Genomic DNA, 22,016 nt, shown 5'->3' with positions numbered 1-22,016 from the left:
TGTAAATGCATAAATGTTTTAAATTTTATTTGGACAAAAAAGTACAATCTTATATATATAGTTTTTTACTCTCTATATTATTAACGATAGTTCCATTTTTCATTTCAAAAAATAATTTTTTACCACATTTAACAAATAAATTAATAATTTTATTATGTGCTTTTATTCAAATTGTCATACATTTTGTCTATTTTTTACATTTGAATAGCATGAAAAAGAAGAATTGGTATTTAACATCGCTATTATTTATTTTGATTATTATATTTATTGTTATATTTGGTTCTATATGGATTATGTTTAATTTAAAACATCATGTTATGATGATATAAAATTATTAAAAATATATTTATTTATATGTTGAGATATTATTTAGAAATAATTAAACCTCGTATTATTTTAGGAAATGTCATTTTAACTATAGGTAGTTTTTTATTCTCGTCTCGTTTTTCTTTTAATTTTTTTTTATTTATATCTACTATTCTAGGAACATCTTTAGTAATTGCTGCTAGTTGTGTTTTTAATAATTTAATTGATATAAAAATTGATTGTAAAATGTGCCGAACTCAAAATAGAGTTTTAGTTAAAAAACTAATTAAACCTATATCAGGTTATATTTTTGGAATTATTATAGGTATTTTAGGTATATGTATATTAGGTTTTTTAGTAAATTTTTTATCAATGTTTTTAGCACTCATTGGATTTATTATTTATGTTTTTATTTATACTTTTTTAAAAAGAACATCGATATATTCTACTTTTTTTGGTAGTTTTTCAGGTTCAATACCATCTGTAATTGGTTTTTCTGCTGTTAATAATAATATTAGTTCATTTTGTATTATTTTATTTATTACTTTAATATTTTGGCAAATGTCTCATTTTTATGCTATTTCTATTGTTTATCTAAAAGACTACAAAAATGCAAATTTATCTGTTTTTTCTGTTGTAAAGGGTGTTTTAAAAACAAAAAAACATATTTTTTATTATATCATCTGTTTTACTTTATCTAGTTTTTTATTAACATTTTTAGGTTATCTAGGTTATTTTTTTCTTTTTTTTATTTCAATTTTAAATTTTTATTGGTTGTATATATCATACTTAAATATAAAAGAAAAAGATAATTTTAAGTTATCTAAAAAACTATTTTATTTATCTATTATAATAATTGTATTTTTTAATATATTAATTTCAATTGATTTTAAATATTAATATTTTTTATAAACATTTTGAAGGTTTCGGTATTCCAGCTATTTTACTAGCTTGCTTTGCTGGACCTTTAGGAAATAATTGAAACAAATAAACGCTATGAATTTTTTTTCCAATTTCTTTTCTAATCCCATTGATTAGCATTCGCATTGATGGTGTAATATTATAGTCGAAATAAAATTTTCTTATAAAATATATTATTTCCCAGTGTTTATCTGTGAGTATTATTTTTTCTTTTTTTGCAATTTCTTCGGCTAATTTAATATTCCAATCTTTATTGTTTTTTAAATAACCTTCTAAATCTTTTTCTATTTTTTCATAAGTGAGAGATGGTTTAGTATTTTTTATTGATAACATAATTTTTTATAGTATAAAGTTTTTTTAAAAATATTGAGTATAATATGAAAAATTATAAAATGAATTTTTTTGAATTACAAGTTACATTGAGTTTTTGTATTGTTTTTTTATTACGTATGCTGGGTGTATTTTCTATGCTTCCGGTATTGAGTAAATATGGCTTATATTTAGATGGGGGTAATAAATTTTTAATTGGATTATCTGTTAGTGCTTATGCTGTTGCTCAAATGATATTTCAAATTCCATTTGGTTTGTTATCTGATAAGTTTGGTAGAAAAGAAATAATTATCTTTGGTCTTTTTGTTTTTTTTATTGGAAGTATAATAGCTGCTAATACAAATTCTATTTCAGGACTAATTATTGGAAGGTTTATACAAGGTTCTGGCGCTATTTCTGGTGTATCTATGGCATTATTATCTGATTTAATTCGTAAGGAAAATCGTGTTAAATCTACTGCAGCTATAGGTATCAGTTTTGCTATTTCTTTTTTGATTTCTATTGTTTTAGGTTCGTTAGTTATTAAAAAATTTAGTTTTTCTTTTATTTTTTGGTTTTCTTCTATATTTTCAATTGTTTGTATTTTTGTTGTTTTTTTTATGATTCCTTCCCTTAACAATAAAGCGAGTATAAAAAAAATTTTTAAAAAAGAAATAGAATTATTGAATTTAAAAAATATTAAATATTTTTTTAATAAAAATTTTTGTAGATTTTATTTAGGTATATTTTTTTTGCATTTTTTATTAACAATGCATTTTTTAATTATACCCCATCAATTAGAAGTTTCTGGAATTATATTAAATTATCACTGGATAATTTATTTAGTTACAATAATGTTTTCTTTTTTTGTTTTATATTTTATAGTGTTTTATAAAAAATTTTATTTTTGTTTAAAAAATATTATTGAATTATGTATTATTTTAATTTTTTTATCATCATTGCTTTTTTTATTATTATATTCTCACTTAGTCTCTTTAATAATAGCTTTACAAATATTTTTTATTGCCTTTAATATATTAGAAGTATTTCTTCCCACATATTTAAGTAAAAAAATATCTATTTATAATTTTAAAGGTAGTATTATGAGTATTTATTCTGTTAGCCAATATTTAGGGATATCTTTAGGAGGAATCATTAATGGATGGTTATATACTTATTTAAATATTTCACAAATTTTTTTATTTGAAATGTATTTGGTATTTATTTGGTTTATTCTTAATTGTTTTTGTAAAAAATAATATTTATATAGTATAATTAAAAAAATTTTATATTAATTTTTTTATTTTAGGTATTGCAATGTGAATTTAACTAATTTTTATGAGTTTTATCAATATCGCATAAATCAAAAACTATTCGATAAATTAAATAATTTACCTTTTCAAAATTCAATTCTTATAAAATCTATGAAATATGGAGTATTGACAGGGGGCAAAAGATTACGTGCATGTTTAGTGTATATTGTTGGTGAAATGTTGAAAGTGGACATTGTTGCATTAGATGCAATATCTATTGCTATTGAATTAATTCATGCTTATTCTTTAATTCATGATGATTTACCATGTATGGATAATGATTATTTTCGAAGAGGAAATTTGTCTTGTCATATAAAATACGGTGAAAGTTTTGCTCTACTTGCTGGGGATGCACTTCAAAGTTTGGCATTTAATGTTTTATCGACAGACCCTATGCCTGGTATTTCTTACCAAAAACGTATAAAAATTATTTCTGAATTATCCAATTCTATTGGATCTAAAGGAATGTGTATTGGACAAACATTAGATTTACAAAAAGATACAAAAGAATTGAATATTACTGAATTAGAAAAAATCAATTTATATAAAACTGCATTTTTAATTAGATCATCTGTTCGATTGTCATATTTTTCTTCAAATTTTTTTTCTAAAAAAATTTTTTTGCTTTTAGATCGTCTTGCTATTTCTGTAGGTTTAGCATTTCAAATTCAAGATGATGTTTTTGATTATCAGAGTGATATTAAAAAGAGTAAAAATAATAACAGTATTTATAATACATACCCATATTTAATAGGTATCGAAAAATCTCAGAAAAAAATCAATTTATTACATGAAGAAGCATTATCTATTTTAGAGTTATTTAAAAAAGAGTGTTTTATTATTAATAAATTAGAATTTTTAATAAATTTTATAATCCAACGTTTAAAATGAATTGAACAATGAGTTTCTAATGAATTTTGATATGAAAAAATATCCGATTTTATCTTTAGCTACTTCAGTTAAAAATTTAAGATATTTACCAATTAATAAATTGCCTCAACTTTGTTTAGAATTACGAAAATACTTATTAGATATAATTTTAATTACTGAAGGGCATTTTGCATCTGGATTAGGTGTAGTGGAAATTACAGTTGCTTTGCATTATGTATATAATACACCATTTGATAATTTGTTATGGGATATTGGACATCAAGCTTATCCTCATAAAATTTTGACTGGAAGAGCAAAAAAAATTGTAAGTATTAGAAAAAAAAATGGTTTACATCCATTTCCTTTTCGTGAAGAAAGTCAATATGATACATTCGGCTCAGGTCACTCTTCTACTTCAATTAGTGCAGGTTTAGGATTGTCTATTGCAGCTCAAAAAGAAGGAAAAAATAGAAAAACTATTTGTGTTATTGGTGATGGAGCCATTACTGCTGGTATAGCATTTGAAGCCATGAATCATGCAGGCGAAGTACAATCTGATTTATTAGTTGTATTAAATGATAATGAAATGTCTATTTCTAAAAATATAGGAGCTTTAAATAAACATTTAAAATATTTAAAAAGTATTCAATATAATCATATATTAAAAAGTTCATTTTTTGAAAATTTATCTTTTCGATATTTAGGACCTTTTGATGGGCATAATATTTTTAATTTAATTCATCTTTTAAAGGATATAAAATATAGAAAAGGAAGTTGTTTACTACATTTATTGACAAAAAAAGGAAAAGGTTATCTTCCAGCAGAATTAGACCCGATTAAATGGCATACAGTTCCGTATAATAATGTTTCATCTTCTAATAAAATTCTTACTTATTCAGAAGTATTTGGTTCTTGGTTATGTGAAATCGCAAATATTGATAAAAAACTGGTAGCCATTACACCTGCAATGTGCACAGGTTCTGGAATGCTGAAATTTTCTCGTTTATTTCCTAAGCAATATTTTGATGTTGCTATTGCTGAACAACACGCAGTTACTTTTGCTGCTGGATTGGCCGCTGCAGGATATAATCCAGTAGTTTCTATTTATTCTACTTTTTTACAACGTGCTTATGATCAAATTATACATGATGTGGCACTTCAAAAGTTATCTGTTTTATTTGCTGTTGATAGAGGTGGAATAGTAGGTAATGACGGGCCGACACATCAAGGTGCATTTGATTTAGCCTATTTAAGATGTATTCCTGGTCTTGTAATTATGACTCCAAGCAATGAAAATGAATGCAGACAAATGTTATATACTGCATATATGTATAAAAAAGGACCTACTGTAGTAAGATATCCTAAAGGAAAAGGAACTGGAGAACCATTAATGCCAATGCAAATAGTACCATTAGGTCAATCTATTTTAAAGAGAATAGGTCGTAATATAGCAATTTTAAATTTTGGTACTTTATTAAAAGCTGCTTTATCGGTAGCAAATAATTTAAATGCTACATTAGTTGATATGCGATTTGTAAAACCATTGGATACAAAGATAATTATTAAGTTGTCTGCTACATGTAAATTTTTCGTTACTATTGAAGAAGGAATTATATCAGGTGGCGCTGGGAGCTCGGTGAACGAATTTATTATGATAAAAAAAATTTTGATTCCCGTATTAAATATTGGTCTACCAGATGCATTTATTTCTCAAGGCAGTCAAGAAGAAATTAGACATGATTATAAATTAGATGCTGAAGGAATTGAAGAGAAAATTTTTTCTTGGGTATCATCTTATTAAATATTTAGATATTTTTTATTGGTTATTTAGTTTTTTATAAAATTAAAATAATATTATTTTTTTTCTTTTATTATTTTTAATGCAGCTTTATCTAAAACACCATTAATAAATTTATGACTATCTTCTGATCCAAATAATTTAGCTAATTCAATACCTTCGTTAATAGAAACTTTATAAGGTATATCATTTCTTGTATATAGTTCATAAAATGAAATTCTAAGAATTGCTTTTTCTACTTGCCCTAGCTTTTTAAGTGAACGAGACAAATATGGCTTCATTAAATTATCGATATTTTCGCAGTTATTTGTTATTCCTAAAATTAGATCATAAAAATATTCTAAATCAATATTTCGTTGATTTTTTTCTTTTAAAAATTCCACTGTATTATCTTGGATATTATTTTTAGAGATTTCCCAGGAATAAAGCATTTGTAAAGCGCAAGCACGAGCTTTTCTTCTAAAATTTGGGTTTATCATAAAGTTTTCCTAATTTTTATTTTTTCTTGAGGTTCTAGAATCAATCTTATATCTGGTCCTATTTTTTTAAGATCTAAAAAATTAAATTTAATACATTCGAATAATTTAAAACTATTTTTTAAAAAAAATAATGGTTTTCCTTCATGACCTAATGTTTTAGGAGCAATATATAAAACAATTTCATCTATTATTTTCATTTTTAATAATGAACCAGCTAAACTACTTCCAGCTTCTATCCATATGTTATTGATTTCTAAATTTCCTAGAAATTTAAACATAGACATAATATCAACTTTATTTTTATATGGTTTTATTATAATTTGTTTAACATTTTCTGGCCATATTTCATTGTCTCGTTTTAATCTGATTAATAAGATTTTTTCTTTTGTATGCATTATTTTATGTGATTTTTTTATTTTATTTTTACTATCTACAATAATTCTGTATGGATGTATAAAGTCTTTTTCAGGAAATTTAGATAATATTTTTTTGCTAAATTCTTGTTTTCTGACAGTTAATCGTGCATGGTCATGTATAATTGTCTTGCTAGTACTCAAAATTGCTGAACTTTTTGCTCGAAACATTTGAACATCTTGGCGTGAATATTTAGAAGTAATCCATTTACTTTCTCCACTTTTCATAGCAATTCTTCCATCTACTGACATTGCTAATTTAAGTTGAATTCATGGGAAACCAGTTTTCATTCGTTTAAAAAAACCTTTATTAGATTTTTTAGATTCGTTTGATAACATACCTATTTCTACAAAAACACCATGGTTTCTGAGATAAATAATTCCTTTACCAGAAACTTTAGGATTAGGATCTAAACTTGATATTATTACATGAGTTATTCCAGAGTTCACTAATGCTTTGCAGCATGGTGGAGTTTTTCCAAAATGATTACATGGCTCTAATGTAATATATGCCGTTCCTCCTTTAGCTTTTTTACCTGCCATGTTTAACGCATTAATTTCAGCATGATTATCTCCATATTTTTTATGCCACCCTTCTCCAACAATATGATTGTTGTTTACTATTACGCATCCAACATTAGGGTTTGGAGCAGTTGTAAACTCTCCCAATTTACTTAGTTGTATTGCTCTTTTCATATAAGATATATTTTTCATATTATACCAGAATGTTTAAAAATTTTTTAATTAAAATGATTAAAACCAGTTTTTGTGAAATTAATTTTTTTATTTTTTTTAAGCAAGTTAAAACCTTTTTCTTTTGAGGTCACATATCCAATATGTTTACAATGAATTAAATGTTGTCTAATTGCTAAATTTAATTGTTCAATATTTTTTTTAGAAACTGTAAAGCATAATTCATAGTCTTCTCCGAAATATAAAATCCAATTCAAATAATTTTTTTCTTTGAAATTTTTAATTAAATTGTTAGAAATAGGTAATTGATTTAGTTCAATATCAGCTCCACATTGACTGCGTTCTAATATATGACCTAAATCAGCTATTAATCCATCTGATATATCTATCGCTGCATTAGCAAATTTATTTAATATTATTCCTTCCGAAATACGTGGAATAGGATGAAGATGTTTTTGAATGAAATATTTTCTTATGTCTCTATTAATCAAATATTTTTTTTCTTGCAGTAAAAAAAAACCGGCAGCACTTTCCCCAAGATATCCTGTGACGTATATTAAGTCTCCTTCTTTAGCATTTTCTCTTAATAATGCTTTCTTTCCTTGAATTAATCCGTATACACTTAACGTAATACTCAAAGGGCCACGGTTAGTATCCCCCCCTATAAGGGCAATTTTATATTTATTTAAAATCTTAAAAAATTTTTCACTAAAACATTGTAACCACTTATTATTTGGTTTTGGCATAGTAATAGATAACGTAATCCACTTGGGTGTTGCACCCATAGCAGCAAGATCACTAAGATTTACAGCAATTGTTTTATATGCTAAATTTTTAGGATTTATATTTTTGAAAAAATGCGTTCCTTCCACCAAAGTATCGGTACTTATTACAAGAATATTATGTTTCGGTATTTGTATTAATGCAGAATCGTCTCCGATACCTTTAATAAGATTTTTTTCTGTTTTTTGGTTTTTATTAAAAAAATTAGAGATAATTTCAAATTCACTATATTTCATGATTTAATTGTTATTTATTTTTAATTTTTCCATGATATTAATCATTTCTAATGCTGCTAATGCAGCTTCAGATCCTTTGTTTCCCATTTTTAAACCTGATCTTTCAATAGATTGTTTTAAGTTATTTGTAGTTAATATGCCTAATGTGATTGGAATAAAATATTTTATACTAATTTTAGAAAGATTATTATATGTTTCACTAGCAATGTATTTAAAATGATCTGTACTACCTTTAATTACTGTTCCTATTGCTACAATAGCATTATATTTTTTATATTTTGCTATATAATTTGCTATTAAAGGTATTTCATAAGTTCCTGGAACATATATCGTTGAAATGTTTTCTTCTTGTACTTGTCCAATTCTTGTTAAGGTATCTAATGCTCCAGATAATAAAGTATTGTTGATAAATTGATTGAATCTAGAAACAATTATCGCAATTGATGCTTTTTGATTAGTGATACCTGATTGAATAATATTCATTGTTTAGTTTTCGTTTATTTTATAAGATTTGTTGTTAATATCCAAGCATATCCGTAGTGATTGTAAAAACCTGCTTGCATACCAGCTTGTTTTCCAATCCCTTGGTAATAATCAAAATGTTGCCCTTTTATCATACCTCCAACGTCTAATGCAATTAATAGTCTCATTTCATATTTATTAATAAAGACACCTTTGCTGTTAAGCAAAGGTATTTGTACTAATAATATACTTCCATTTTTAATAATAGAATGATCAACAGCTATTGCTGATTTTTCTATTAATGGTACAGAGCTAGATCCAAATACTTCTTTTTTTTTAGTTTCTTCAAAAAAAACAAAAGATTTATTTTCTTCGAGTAATTGTCGAACTTCTCGATTAGTGTGGTGATTACACCAATATTTAATACTTTCCATGGATATATTTGATTTATTTATTTCGCCTCGTTTTATCAATATTTTCCCTATACTTGTATATGGCCAATTATTTTTTTTTGAATAGCTGAAAAAAGTTAATGATTTTTTTTTTCCATAGTCTATGAAACCACTTCCTTGGATTTCCATAATAAAATTATCTATCAAAGAATTACTATATGCTAAAATATATTTTTTTTTTAAAACGCCATTATAAATATCTTTTCTTTGTGGTAGAATTTGATACTTGTTTAAAGTAGATGGTGTTCGATATATTGGATATATAAAATTATCTTTTTTTATTTTACTAGCTTTTATTACAGGTGTATAATATCCTGTGATTTTAACATTTCCATAATTATCAATACCTTTCATTTGAAACGTTTTAATTCCAAATTTACTTAATTGATTAATATCTGATATTTTTAACCATTTTTTAATGTTGTTATAAAGATATAGATTTTTTAGATATAAATTAGGAGAAAATTTTTTAATTTTTTCTAATTGCTTAACAAATTCTTTTTGGTTGATTAATTGTGTTGAAATATCTATTTTTTTTGTTTCAGTAAAATTTTTAATTAGTTTTATTTTATATTGCTGACCTTTGCTAGAATCGTAATTATTACATGAAACTATAAACATAAACATTATATTTATAATTATTTTTTTGATATTTTTATTCTTTTTAATTTTTAAAATACTGTAATTAATCATCGTAATGTTATGTAATTTATATTAAATTGGTTTTTATGCAAATGTATTTAAAAAAAGGTTGCATTTTTTTTATTAAAGATGTATTCTTTACTAACTGAAGCGGGGTGGAGCAGTCTGGTAGCTCGTCGGGCTCATAACCCGAAGGTCGTTGGTTCAAATCCAGCCCCCGCAACCAAATAAATCCCATCTTAAAAAATCTTCCAAAATTTATATCTTCTTGATAAAAATTTTTATTTTAAAAATTAAAAATTTTATTATAAAATAATTAGTTATAATTACTAAAAAATAATATAGAGATTTAAGTTAAAAAGCAAGAGGATTATTATGAAAGAGCGTACTACTGAATTAGTTCAGGGTTTTCGCCATAGTGTTCCTTATATTAATGCTCATCGTGGAAAAACATTTGTAATTATGTTAAGTGGTGAAGCAATTAAGTATGGAAATTTTTTTGGTATTATTAATGATATTGGATTATTGCATAGTTTGGGTATTAAATTAGTAGTTGTATATGGTGCCGCTCCTCAAATTAATTTAAATTTAAATGAAAAACAAATTAAAATATTATATCATAAATATATTCGTATAACTAATTTAGCATGTTTAGAGCAAGTTAAACAAGCAGCGGGAAGATTACAACTAGATATTACCGCTCGTCTATCAATGACTTTAACTAACACCCCTCTTCAAGGTGCAAATATTAATGTCGTTAGCGGAAATTTTATTATTGCACAACCTTTAGGTATTGATGATGGTGTAGATTATATTCATACCGGTAAAATCAGAAGAATTGATAAAAATGCTATTGATTGTCAATTAAAAAATAGTTATATAGTTTTGATTGGTCCTGTTGCCGTTTCTGTCACAGGAGAGAGTTTTAATTTAAGCTCCGAAGAAATTGCTACGCAAATCAGCATTAAGTTAAAAGCAGAGAAAATGATAGGTTTTTGTAGTAATCAAGGAGTTCTTGATGGTAAAGGTAAAACTATTTCAGAGTTACTTCCTGATGATATTAATAAAAAAATTAAAAATTTAGAAAAAAATGGAGATTATACTTCTTCAACAATTCGTTTTCTAAAAGGCTCTATAAAAGCATGTAAAAATGGCGTTAATAGAAGTCATTTAATTAGTTATCACGAAAATGGAGCTTTATTGCAAGAGCTTTTTTCTCGTGATGGTATTGGAACACAGATGGTTATGGAGTCTGCTGAAAAAATTAGACAAGCTAATATTAATGATATTGGTGGAATTTTAGAATTAATTAGACCTTTAGAAAAAAAAGGAATTTTAGTCCGAAGATCAAGAGAACAATTAGAAATGGAAGTAGATAAATTTACCATTATTGAACGTGATAATTTAACTATTGCATGCGCTGCATTATATCCTTTTTTCAAAGAAAGTATAGGAGAAATGGCCTGTGTTGCAGTGCATCCTGATTATCGAAATTCTTCTCGAGGTGACTGGTTGCTTAAAACAATTAAATTACATGCTAAACAAATAAATTTAAAAAAAATATTTGTACTTACTACACATAGTATTCATTGGTTTCAAGAAAGGGGTTTTATGATTTCTAATATTAATATTCTTCCTGAAAGTAAGAAAAAAATATATAATTATCAACGTTGTTCTAAAATTTTAACAATAGATTTATTCTAAAATATTAAATTTTTTGTTTTTTTGATGCCAAAATAAATATTTTTTTATTTGAAAATATGCTTATTTTTTTTCGAGATCTAGTTACTGCTGTATATAGAATTTCTTTATTTAATATTTCTGAATTTTTATTCGGAAGTATTAATGTTATATTATCAAATTCAGAACCTTGTGCTTTATGCACTGTAATACACCAAGCGGTTTCATAATGTTCTAGTAAATCAATTGGAATACATTTAATGCTATCATTATTTTTTAAAAAAAATACTTGTAATTTATTTTCATAATTTAAATGAGTAATCCCTATTTCGCCATTAGATAAATTTAAATATTTGTTATTTTTATTTATAATAATAGGTTTTCCTATATACCACATTTGATTTTTGATCAAAAAAAATTTTTTAATAATATTTTTTTTGTGCATTGTTTTTTCTAAAATTTTATTTATGTTATTTACCCCGAATAAACCTTCTCGAAGAACACATAGTGTTTGATGTTTTTTAAATATTTTTATTATTTCTTTGATATTTTCTTTTTTATCTATTTTATCCCAATATCTTTTATTATAAAAAATGATTTTTTCTATCATGTCTTTATATTGATTTTCGAAGTTAATTTCATAAAATAAAACATTTTGGATTAAATTTTTAAATAATTGAATAAAAACTTTTTCTTTATATTGATATATTGCATTTGATATTATATAAATTCCTGAATTTTTTTGAAATCTATAATTTTTTTTTAAAATACATATTTTATCACTTATTAAAAAAGTATTATTTTTATTTTCTTTATTGTATATATTCGAATATTTTGTAATTTTTTTTAAAAAATATGTTGTTTCTAAACTATAACCATGACTTGAATAATTATAAATTTTTTTTAAAATAGAACCTATTCCTATTGGAGATAATTGATTATGATCGCCAATAAAAATAATTTTAGTATTTTTTTTAGTAGATAAAAAAATATTATTCATCATTAAAATATCTATCATAGATACTTCATCAATAATTAAAACATCTACATTTAAAGGATGAGTTTCATTAAAAAAAATTCTATCTGATATTTTAGATATTCCTAATAGTTGATGTATAGTTACGGGTTTTAATAGAGAACATTTAATTTGTTCTTTAGATAGATATAAATTTAAAAATTTATAATGATTATTTAATATTTCAATTAAACGTTCTGTAGCTTTTCCAGTAGGTGCGGATAATTGTATTTTAATATTTTGTTCTGAATATTTTATTAACGCAATAATAATTGTTATTATTGTGGTAGTTTTTCCTGTACCAGGACCTCCTAAAATAAAAAGGATTTGATTAATTAAACTCAATGCTATAGCTATTTTTTGGGAATTATATATTCTACTAGGAAATAATTCGTCTAAAAATTTATAATTTTTTATTAAATGAAATTTAGTACTTGTTTGTTTTTGATTTAAATATTGAAAAATATTTTTTTTTGCTTTCCATATCTTATAAAGATAAATTTTTTTTTGCACAAAAACGAATGGTGTTACAATGTTTCCATTGTTAAAAGCGTGATGATTTAATAATTCTAAATGCCAGTTTATTTTTTTTTGGTTTAAGATAAATAATATTTTTTTAATAATTTTTGGATTTTTAGTAGAAAAAAAATTATTTTTTTTAAAATATTCAAGTGGCAAATAAAGATAACCATTATTGCTTTCAAAGCTTACACAAGCTGCGACCAGCATAATAATATTATTTTTTTTAGAAATAAATTGTGAAAAGACAACATCAATCATACGTATTATTTTCTTTTTTTCTAAATCTCTTAATAATTTTTTCATTTAAATAATTATTTAATTTTTCAATAAAAGTAAATTAACTAATTTTTCCACTAAGGAATACTCCGGAACAATATAAAAAATACTATTATTTTTTTCTTTTTCTATCCCCCTTAAAAACATATAAAATATTCCACCAAAATGATTTTTATATGTATATTTTTTTATTTTTTTCTTTAAATATTGATGTAATGCAATTGTATATATTTGATATTGTATATCATATCTATTTTTAATTATTTCATTTTTTATTTTTTCAAAAGAATAAGAATTGTTATTATCACCTAAATAATTAGATTTATAATCTATTATATAATACTTTTTTTCCCAAAAAAAAACTAAATCAATAGATCCTTTTAAAATTCCCTTTGTTGAATTAAAAGATATTTTAGAAGTTAGCGAAGAAATTGGATCAAAAGATTGAATAATATTATTAAAATTTGTACTATTTAATGTTTTTTGTATAGGTAAAAAAAATTTCATTTCTTTTACATATTGATTTTTTTTTAACATAGATAAACTAAAATTTATATTCTTAAATCTTATATTTATAATACTATCTATCCAAGACATTAATATTGGAGCCCATTTTTCTGAAAATTCATATTTTTTTAAAACTTTTAAAAAAAAATCAATATTTAATTTTTTTGAAAAATCAATTTTATTTAATATATAATGTATAAAAATTCCGATATTTTTTCCTCTTGGAAAATTTGCTAATGTTATTTTTTTGGAATTAAAACTATAATTTATATCACAATTATTGTAATTGGTATTAATAGACGAATTTTCTTTTTTAAATTTTGTAAAACTTGTTATTTGAAAACAATTTTTTGTTTTTTTTATTAAAGATATAGGAGGTGATAATAAATATATATCTTCTCTAGAATAAGAAAACTGAACATTAATCGTATCATATTTAATTGTCATATATGATTTTTTATGTAATAAGTTTATTTCACTTATCAAATTAGTATAATTCATATAATTTCCGCGTTGTATAATATATCCTAAAGCGCTTTTATGGTTATTATTTTTTTTTTGATTTTTTTTATTGATAATATCTCCCATTCCAAAACTACAATGATAAATACTTCTTGTAATGGCAACATATAAAAAACGTAGATCTTCTGATAATCGTTCTTCGTCTGATATTTTTTCAGTTTCTTGACTTTGATCTAAATCGAAAAATATTTTTAATTTTTTTTGATCGTGATATAAATATGATTTTGATTTTTGATAAGTTCCAGCAAATGGGATCCAAACTATAGGATATTCTAATCCTTTAGCTTTATGTATAGTGATAATTTTTATCGTTTTAGATTGTTTAAAATATCTAACATGTTCATTCTCTAATATATTTTTTTTATCTAATATTTTTTTTTGAAACCATCTGATTAAAGAAGAATCTTGAGAAAAATATTCTGATTGTTTTTCTAGCAATTCTGCTATATGCAAAAAGTTTATATTTTTTTGATAATATTCATATTTGTTTGTATTGTTAGAATATTTTTGATAATCTATGATTATAGCTTTAACAGTATAAAAAATTCCTATATTTTTCCACATTTCACGATATTTATATAATTTTTTTGTTATAAAATATGATTTTTCTATTTTTTTTTGTTTATTTCCTTCTAATAAAATTTTATAAAATATATGCGTAAATATAGATTGTTTTAATAATGTAATATTAGTTGGTTGTAGAATTGTTTGAAGTATTATAAGAAGTTCATAAGCATCATTAGTTTGAAATATATTTTTATTAGAAGATGAATAAATAGATTTAATATTAACTTTATCTAATGAGTTTTGAATAATTTTTGCTTCGTTTTTATTTCTTACTAATATAACAATATCGCTTTCTTTTAAAATTTTTTCTTGATTTTGATTAATTAATATAGCTTCATTTTTTTTAGCGCAAAGTAACCAATAACAGATTTCATTCGCACACTGTTTTGAAATCCATTCTTGGTAATCCTTGATATGTATTTTTTCTTCTTTTTTAAAGAAAAAACTTATAGGTTTTTGAATTTTTCCTCGTATTTTGAATTGTATATTTTTATTTTGTAATGCAGAAGAAACCTTTGAAAATGAAATATCTTTTAAAAAAAATGGATTTTTATTTCTAAAAAATAGATCATTTACAGCTTGACACATATCTATTGAAGATCTCCAGTTAATATCAAGATAATAATATTTTTTAATCTTAGATTTAGCATATAAATAAGAAAAAATATCTGCACCTCTAAAACTATATATTGATTGTTTTGGATCTCCTACTAAAAATAGTGCAGTATTTTTTTTGCTGGTATTATATAAAATATCAAAAATTTGATATTGTTGAAAATCAGTATCTTGAAATTCATCAATGAATGTTATCGGATATTTTTTAATTATAGATTTTCTTAATTTTTTATCTTTTTTGATATATTTTAAAAGAATACTTAATAAATCATTAAATCCTAATAAAGATCTTTTTTGTTTTTCTTTTTTTAAAAATTTAACTACTGTTTTTATAGCTTCAAATAAGATAATATTTTTTAAAGAAAACTTTTGTTTTATTATTTCTTCAATATCTTCAAAAAATGTATGAAATAGAGGTTGATCATTTTTTTTATTTTGTATAATCTTTTTATGTAAAAAATATTTTAAGATAATTGGGATATGATAATCTATAGTTTTAGATTGAGCCCATTTTGTAATATTTTGGATCCATCTAGATATATTATGTTCATTATATATTTTTTTATTAAGTTTTAGTGTCATCATAATACTTGACATAATTAGATGATATTTTAACCATTTTTGTTTAAAATGATTTATTATTTTAATATTTTCTTCATGACAGTTTATAATATTTTGATTTTTAGTAAACTTTTTTTTAAAATATACTTTACTAAAATTAAATATTGGTTTTAAATCAGATGCTAAAGATTCTGGATTTTTATAATCTTTTAAAATTATATTGATTATATCTTTTGGGACTTTATAAAAATACGATCTCCAAAAATCTTCTACGGCTTGTAAGAATAGTAGATTTTCGTTGTCAATTATTTTTTCATTAATTTTAAGAAAATTTACTTTTAAAGTATTTTTGCTAAATTCATGTATTGTATAAACAGCCATATGATTTATATTTTTTTTTGCTCGCTCTAAAAAATATATAGATTCTTCTAAATTTTTAATTTTTTTTAAAAATGGTATTAAAATAAAATTATTAGTATTTTTAGTAATAAAATATAGGTATAATTGTTCAATATTTTGCTTAATTCTTTTACATATTTCATTTTTAGCAAAATTAGTAAAAGTGACTATTAATATTTCTTGTATTAATAATGGTCTAGTATTTTTTTTATTTCTGATTCCAAGTAATAAACGTAAATACATGAGTACAATTGAAGTAGTTTTTCCAGTTCCAGCAGAAGCTTCAATTAAATTTATACCATTTAAAGATATATCAAATATATTAAGTTTTTTTTTCATTAATTTTTTTATGTTGTAATATTGGAGTTAACCATTTTTTAGAAATATGACAAATTTTTTTTACATCTAGTATAGAAGTTATTTTTTGAATGTAAATATCTTCTTTTTCTCCTTTTTTATAGGAGTTTCCTGTCCATGTATCATATAATGTTTTATATGCTTTTCTTTTAATTTCTGGATTTTTATAAATACAATGATTTTTAATATCATAGACTTGATCAAACCAAGCAGAACCTGACTTGGTTAACAACAAAGGATTATTAATTCCTTTTATATATCCCTCAATATAATCTAATAAATAATTATATGATTGATCATATGATAAAGAATGAAATGAAAATATTTGTTTTTTATGTCCTATAATTTTACTTTCACCAATACCTCCTAAAATACAGTAAATTAAATGTTCTAACCATAATGATATTCGATCAGAATAATTAATTGAATTAACTTTCCATCTGAGTAAGCCGGTTTTTTGTATTTCTTTTAAAGTTCCTTCGATACAATATTTTTCTATTTTAAGATTAAATGCTTTTTCTTGAGGAAGTAATCTATATTGATGAATTATTTGCGCTGTTTGTTCTATTTCTTTATATTTATTTCTTAAAGCTATTTCTCCGAAATTTTTATATGGTAATATTCCAGATAATTTTATTTGTTCTAATATATTTTGTAAATCTTTATTATTTATCATGCTTTCTAATAAAAAATTACTTATTTTAAAATTTTCTAATTGATTAATAATAAAAGGTTCAGTAGTTAGTAGTTTTTTTTGTATTGCAAAATTTGTATTTAATGTAAAGTTAAAAAAATATCGTATTGGATGTTTCCAAAAACATATTAAATCTTTTAAATTAATTAAAAAATTTTGTTTTTTAGAATTCTCTATATTAAGTATATTTTTAAAAAATATTTGATGAATATTTTTAATATTATTTTTATTTTTATGTTTTATTATTTTTGTATGTATTTTGTTATAAATATGTTCTTTTTTGTGTGTTTTTACAAGATAATGTGATATTTTTTTTATATTATCTTCTATTTTTAACTTTTCATCTTTTTTAATATAAAAGTGTAATGCTATATAATGAATTAGTTGTTCAATTAATATACATGGATTTATTTTATTTTCATTTTTTGATGAGTATCCAATATAACTCATATAAAAATACTTTTGAGCAGCAATTAAGTTTTTCAGGAATATATGAAATGTTATATCATCAATATTAATGTCAGTTATTAAAGGATAATCTTTTAAAAGATTTAAATGATCGGTATTACTTTTTTTCATTATTCCCTTAGAGTCTAATCCTATCACAAATACCATTTTAAATGGTATATAACATACTAAAGAGGGATGGCAGAAATTTATAGCTCCTAATTTAAATTTTTGAGTATTTATTTTTTTTGTCATGTATAAAAAATTTTTTTGTAAAATCTTAATAGATATTTTTTTTTGATAATTAGATAATATAATATCATCAATCATTTTTTCCCAATTTTGATTCATCATTGTTAAAATGTATTTCAACTCGGATTGATTATTCAAAAAATCCTTTGAAAAAGACTTAAATAATGAATGCCAGCATTTTATTTGTTTTTTTCTGGATAAAATTACACGCCATTTATTTAGTATATTAATTAAATATGATAATTTTCCTATTAATTCTGACTTAGATAAATCAATAGAAATACATGATAAAATATTATTCCAAATTTTATTTTTTTCATTTATTGCATAACTTAGTAATAATTTTTCAATTCCATAAAACCAAGTATTTTGATTAATTTTTAAAAAATTTAAATTATCTTTATGTTTTTCATTTATCCCCCATCTAATATTTGTAGATTCAATCCAATTATATAAAATTTTTATTTCTTCTTCTGAAATATTAAAATTTTTTGATATCATTGGCAAATCAAGTAATTCTAAAACTTCTTCATTATTAAATCGAATATCAGATAATTCTAATATTTTATTAAAAGTATAAAATATTTGTTGTGTTTTTTTACAGTTATTTTGAGAAATATAAAAAGATATTTTTTCTTGATTTTTTAATTTAAATATAGAATTAATATATGTTATATAATTATTTAATTTGAATGAAGTAACAACAATATCATGAAATTCTATATCTTTATCATTATTAAGAATTTCTATTAATATTTTATATAACACTTCAATTTCATGTTGTTCGCTATAACAAATATTTATAGAAATTGAATTATCTTTTGGATTGAAAGTTTTTTTTAGTAATTGTTTGTTTTTTTTGAAATTTAAAATATTATTTTTAATATTATTTAACAAGTCATTTTTATGATATGTATTAAAATATTTTTTAATTTTAGAATTTTTAAAATTTTTTATAAAAAGTAGATAAACATGTTCATATTTTCCCCATAATTCTTCTAATCTATAAGGAGAATTATTTTTAATTGGTACATTAGATAATGTATTATATAAACAATTTTCATGATAAATAATGCTATTTTTATAGGCAGTTAAATATAAAAAATATACATTAGTATATGTACTTATTTTTTGAAATATTTCTATATATGACGGATTTATAGCAATTGACCAGATAATAAAAATTCGTTTTGGAAGTGCTATGTTTTTTTTTTTTATTAAATTATTAAATTTATCAAATAAATTTGCAAAATTATTTATGTTTTGATTCAAATTTTTATTGTCATCTATAATGGCATTCCATAATTTGATTTGCCATGATTTTTCTAAGTAAATTTTTGATATTTTTTTTGTTGATTGTTTCCATTCTTCAATCCATTTTGGTCTATATAATATATATTGTTGAAATAAATTTTCCATGAATAACGAAAATTCAAATTTTTTTGTTTTATTATCATTTGTATTGATATTTTCAAAAAAATTTTTTTCTTCAATAATTTTCATGATTTTCCAAATATTAGTTGTTTGTTGTAAAATATTTTTAATTGAATTTTTAGGTATTATTTTTTTAAATATTTCAAAAATATAAATATTTGGGTGAATTAGTTTAAAATCCGACGAAATACCTGTATAGTTTGCTGTAAATATATTTAGGTACTGTAATAGTACTTTATTATCATGAATAATAATTTCTTTTTCGAAAATATAAGGAAGTGGTTTTTTTTTAATAATTTCACATACTTTTAAAAAAAGTATATTTAATTGATTAAATTCATATAAAAAAAACATAAGAACCTTTTAATTTAAAATAAATTTCAAATATCAAATCTAGAATTTAATATTTATTCTTATTATAAAGATGAACATCTATTTGTGGAAAAGGAATATTAATATTATTTTGATCCAATGCTTTTTTAAATGCAGCCATTAGATCCCAATATACTGAATTTAATTCATCTGTATTACTCCAACATCGAACAATAAAATTTAAAGAAGATGGTGCTAGTTCACTTAAACCAATTACAATGTCTCGATTTTTTATAACTCTATCTTCTTTTTCTATCACTTTTCGCAATACTTTTATTACTAAGTCAATATCTGTATCATATGAAACACTAATAGAAAATTCATTTCTTCGGGCAGGTTCTCTTGAATAATTAATAATATTTCCAGAAATAATTTTATTATTAGGAACAACTACAATTTTACCATCTAAAGTACGCAAAGTTGTATAAAAAATATGAATATTTAAAACTGTTCCTGCTACATTACCTAAATTTACATATTCTCCTGTTTTTAATGGTCTCAATGTAACTAATAACACACCTGCTGCAAAATTAGATAGAGAACCTTGAAGAGCTAATCCAATAGCCATTCCCGCAGCACCTAAAATAGCAATAACAGAATTTGTTTGAACTCCGATTCTTCCTAATGCTGCAATTAATGTAAAAGTAATAATAATATATCTCATTAATGTAGAAAGAAAACCAGCAATAGTTGCGTCGATATGTCTAGTAATTAATATTTGATTTACTCCGTTAGATATTATTTTTGATACAAACATGCCAGCGATTAAAATTACAATAGATGACATTAAATTAATTATATATCCTAATAATAATTCTTGATTTCGTATTAACCAATTGCCCGCATGATTAATATCATTTACTACATTAAGTTCGCTCATTTTTATCTCTTATTAGTTTTAAAAATTATTGTTTTATTTAAACTATTCGAATTATATAATTTATTTTTTTCAAACGTATTATATTAATGATTTTTGATAGTTTTTCGGAGAATATTTTTATTTATTCCCCGCATTTAAAATAGATTATTTATTTTGTTGTAAAATACTTAGAGTATTCAGCTCATGAAATGTTTGTTCTAATCTTGTAGACATTGATTCTTGTGATTTTCTTATCCATGATCTTGGATCATAATATTTTTTATTTGGTTGATTTTTTCCAGTTTTATTACCTAGTTGACTTTGTAAAAAATATTTATTTTTTTTATAAAAATCTAAAACACCTTTCCACGCAGCCCACTGTATATCAGTATCAATATTCATTTTTACTACGCCATATTTGATAGATTCTTTAATTTCTTTTAAATTTGATCCTGATCCACCGTGGAATACAAAATTTAATGGTAATTTTTCGAGGTTATGTTTCATGCTAATATATTTTTGAGATTTTTTTAAAATCATAGGTTTTAAATGAATATTTCCAGTTTGATAAACTCCATGAACGTTTCCAAATGCAGCAGCTATAGTAAAATTTTTACCAATTTGAATTAGCTTTTCATATGCGTAGTTTACATCTTGAGGTTGTGTATAAAGTAGTTTTTTTTCAATAGTACTATTATCTATACCATCTTCTTCGCCACCTGTACATCCTAACTCAATTTCTAACATCATATTGATTTTTTTTATTTTTTTAAAATATTCAGTACAAATTAGAATATTTTCTTCTAATGATTCTTTAGATAAATCAATCATATGAGATGTAAAAAGAGGTTTTTGATGTATATTATAATGTTTTTCTCCTGCTTCAATTAGACCATCGATCCAAGGTAATATTTCTTTGTGACAGTGGTCAGTATGCAGTATAACTGGAACATTATAATTTTGAGCAATTAAATGTACATGTTGAGCTCCTGATATAGCACCTTGGATTGCTTGTTCGTGATCTTTGTTAAATGTTTCTTTAAATCCTGCAATAAAAGCAGCCCCCCCATACGAAAATTGGATAATAACGGGAGATTTTATTTTAGAAGCTGTTTTTAATACAGCATTAATTGAATCATTTCCTATACAATTTACTGCCGGTATTGCGCATTGTTTTTTTTTGGCTGATTCGAATATCATTCGACATTCATCACCGGTAACAACACCAGGCTGAATAGAGTTTAAATTCTTCAAATTTTT

The 22,016-nt window shown here is 22.8% G+C and carries 16 protein-coding genes, 1 tRNA gene and 1 pseudogene; 7 read left to right on the top strand and 11 right to left on the bottom strand.

Going from position 1 to position 22,016, the window contains the following annotated elements; genetic code table 11:
* Positions 1-5: 5 nt before the first annotated feature.
* Complete coding sequence (cyoD, locus tag RJT32_RS02350; RefSeq protein WP_343154140.1) at positions 6-329, top strand: cytochrome o ubiquinol oxidase subunit IV; 324 nt, start codon at positions 6-8, stop codon at positions 327-329.
* Between the two features lie 25 nt (positions 330-354).
* Positions 355-1,206: a heme o synthase gene (gene cyoE, locus RJT32_RS02345; RefSeq protein WP_343154139.1), complete on the top strand. Its 852-nt coding sequence runs from the start codon at positions 355-357 to the stop codon at positions 1,204-1,206.
* 6 nt (positions 1,207-1,212) lie between these two features.
* Here cyoE and RJT32_RS02340 read toward each other — a convergent pair whose 3' ends face one another.
* Positions 1,213-1,560 (bottom strand): TusE/DsrC/DsvC family sulfur relay protein, encoded by a 348-nt coding sequence (locus RJT32_RS02340; protein ID WP_343154138.1) that lies wholly within the window; start codon positions 1,558-1,560, stop codon positions 1,213-1,215.
* Between the two features lie 44 nt (positions 1,561-1,604).
* Between RJT32_RS02340 and RJT32_RS02335 the strand changes: the two genes are divergently transcribed.
* Genes RJT32_RS02335 through dxs form a run of 3 tightly spaced genes read left to right on the top strand, consistent with a single transcriptional unit; the run spans position 1,605 to position 5,520 of the window.
* Positions 1,605-2,795, top strand: coding sequence for an MFS transporter (locus RJT32_RS02335; RefSeq protein WP_343154137.1), 1,191 nt, complete (start codon positions 1,605-1,607; stop codon positions 2,793-2,795).
* Between the two features lie 60 nt (positions 2,796-2,855).
* Positions 2,856-3,740, top strand: a complete 885-nt coding sequence (locus RJT32_RS02330; protein ID WP_343154136.1) for a polyprenyl synthetase family protein — start codon at positions 2,856-2,858, stop codon at positions 3,738-3,740.
* A gap of 19 nt (positions 3,741-3,759) precedes the next feature.
* Positions 3,760-5,520: a 1-deoxy-D-xylulose-5-phosphate synthase gene (gene dxs, locus RJT32_RS02325; RefSeq protein WP_343154135.1), complete on the top strand. Its 1,761-nt coding sequence runs from the start codon at positions 3,760-3,762 to the stop codon at positions 5,518-5,520.
* Positions 5,521-5,573: 53 nt separating this feature from the next.
* On the opposite strand, the gene nusB is transcribed toward dxs, so the two are convergent.
* The 5 genes and pseudogenes from nusB to mltA all read right to left on the bottom strand — a co-directional run bounded on the left by nusB (position 5,574) and on the right by mltA (position 9,728).
* Positions 5,574-5,993, bottom strand: coding sequence for a transcription antitermination factor NusB (gene nusB, locus RJT32_RS02320; RefSeq protein ID WP_343154536.1), 420 nt, complete (start codon positions 5,991-5,993; stop codon positions 5,574-5,576).
* Positions 5,993-7,105 (bottom strand): annotated as a pseudogene (gene ribD / locus RJT32_RS02315) (bifunctional diaminohydroxyphosphoribosylaminopyrimidine deaminase/5-amino-6-(5-phosphoribosylamino)uracil reductase RibD). The gene nusB and the pseudogene ribD overlap by 1 nt, the downstream one beginning before the upstream one ends.
* A gap of 44 nt (positions 7,106-7,149) precedes the next feature.
* Positions 7,150-8,121, bottom strand: coding sequence for a thiamine-phosphate kinase (thiL, locus tag RJT32_RS02310; protein ID WP_343154134.1), 972 nt, complete (start codon positions 8,119-8,121; stop codon positions 7,150-7,152).
* A 3-nt stretch (positions 8,122-8,124) separates the two neighbouring features.
* On the bottom strand, positions 8,125-8,604 hold the full coding sequence (gene ribH / locus RJT32_RS02305) for a 6,7-dimethyl-8-ribityllumazine synthase (RefSeq protein ID WP_343154132.1): 480 nt from the start codon (positions 8,602-8,604) through the stop codon (positions 8,125-8,127).
* Between the two features lie 14 nt (positions 8,605-8,618).
* Positions 8,619-9,728, bottom strand: a complete 1,110-nt coding sequence (gene mltA, locus RJT32_RS02300; RefSeq protein ID WP_343154131.1) for a murein transglycosylase A — start codon at positions 9,726-9,728, stop codon at positions 8,619-8,621.
* A 98-nt stretch (positions 9,729-9,826) separates the two neighbouring features.
* On the opposite strand from mltA, the gene RJT32_RS02295 reads away from it, so the two are divergent.
* Both RJT32_RS02295 and argA read left to right on the top strand, forming a co-directional pair.
* Positions 9,827-9,903 (top strand) — tRNA-Met (locus RJT32_RS02295).
* Between the two features lie 149 nt (positions 9,904-10,052).
* Positions 10,053-11,381, top strand: coding sequence for an amino-acid N-acetyltransferase (gene argA, locus RJT32_RS02290; RefSeq protein ID WP_343154129.1), 1,329 nt, complete (start codon positions 10,053-10,055; stop codon positions 11,379-11,381).
* A 4-nt stretch (positions 11,382-11,385) separates the two neighbouring features.
* On the opposite strand, the gene recD is transcribed toward argA, so the two are convergent.
* The 5 genes from recD to fbaA form a co-directional block, all read right to left on the bottom strand.
* Positions 11,386-13,197, bottom strand: a complete 1,812-nt coding sequence (recD, locus tag RJT32_RS02285) for an exodeoxyribonuclease V subunit alpha (protein ID WP_343154128.1) — start codon at positions 13,195-13,197, stop codon at positions 11,386-11,388.
* A 12-nt stretch (positions 13,198-13,209) separates the two neighbouring features.
* Entirely contained in the window at positions 13,210-16,680 is a 3,471-nt protein-coding gene (recB, locus tag RJT32_RS02280; RefSeq protein WP_343154127.1) for an exodeoxyribonuclease V subunit beta, read from the bottom strand.
* A complete protein-coding gene (locus tag RJT32_RS02275) occupies positions 16,664-19,879 on the bottom strand; it encodes an exodeoxyribonuclease V subunit gamma (protein ID WP_343154126.1) in 3,216 nt (1,071 codons plus the stop codon). The genes recB and RJT32_RS02275 overlap by 17 nt, the downstream gene beginning before the upstream one ends.
* Before the next feature lie 46 nt (positions 19,880-19,925).
* A complete protein-coding gene (mscS, locus tag RJT32_RS02270) occupies positions 19,926-20,777 on the bottom strand; it encodes a small-conductance mechanosensitive channel MscS (protein WP_343154125.1) in 852 nt (283 codons plus the stop codon).
* 144 nt (positions 20,778-20,921) lie between these two features.
* Entirely contained in the window at positions 20,922-22,010 is a 1,089-nt protein-coding gene (fbaA, locus tag RJT32_RS02265) for a class II fructose-bisphosphate aldolase (protein ID WP_343154124.1), read from the bottom strand.
* Positions 22,011-22,016: the final 6 nt, after the last annotated feature.

Origin of the sequence: Buchnera aphidicola (Aphis aurantii), assembly GCF_039388985.1 — a bacterium.
Lineage (GTDB): Bacteria > Pseudomonadota > Gammaproteobacteria > Enterobacterales > Enterobacteriaceae > Buchnera > Buchnera aphidicola_BL.
Note: the sequence above shows the minus strand (reverse complement) of the source record. Positions and strands in the feature narration are given on the sequence as shown.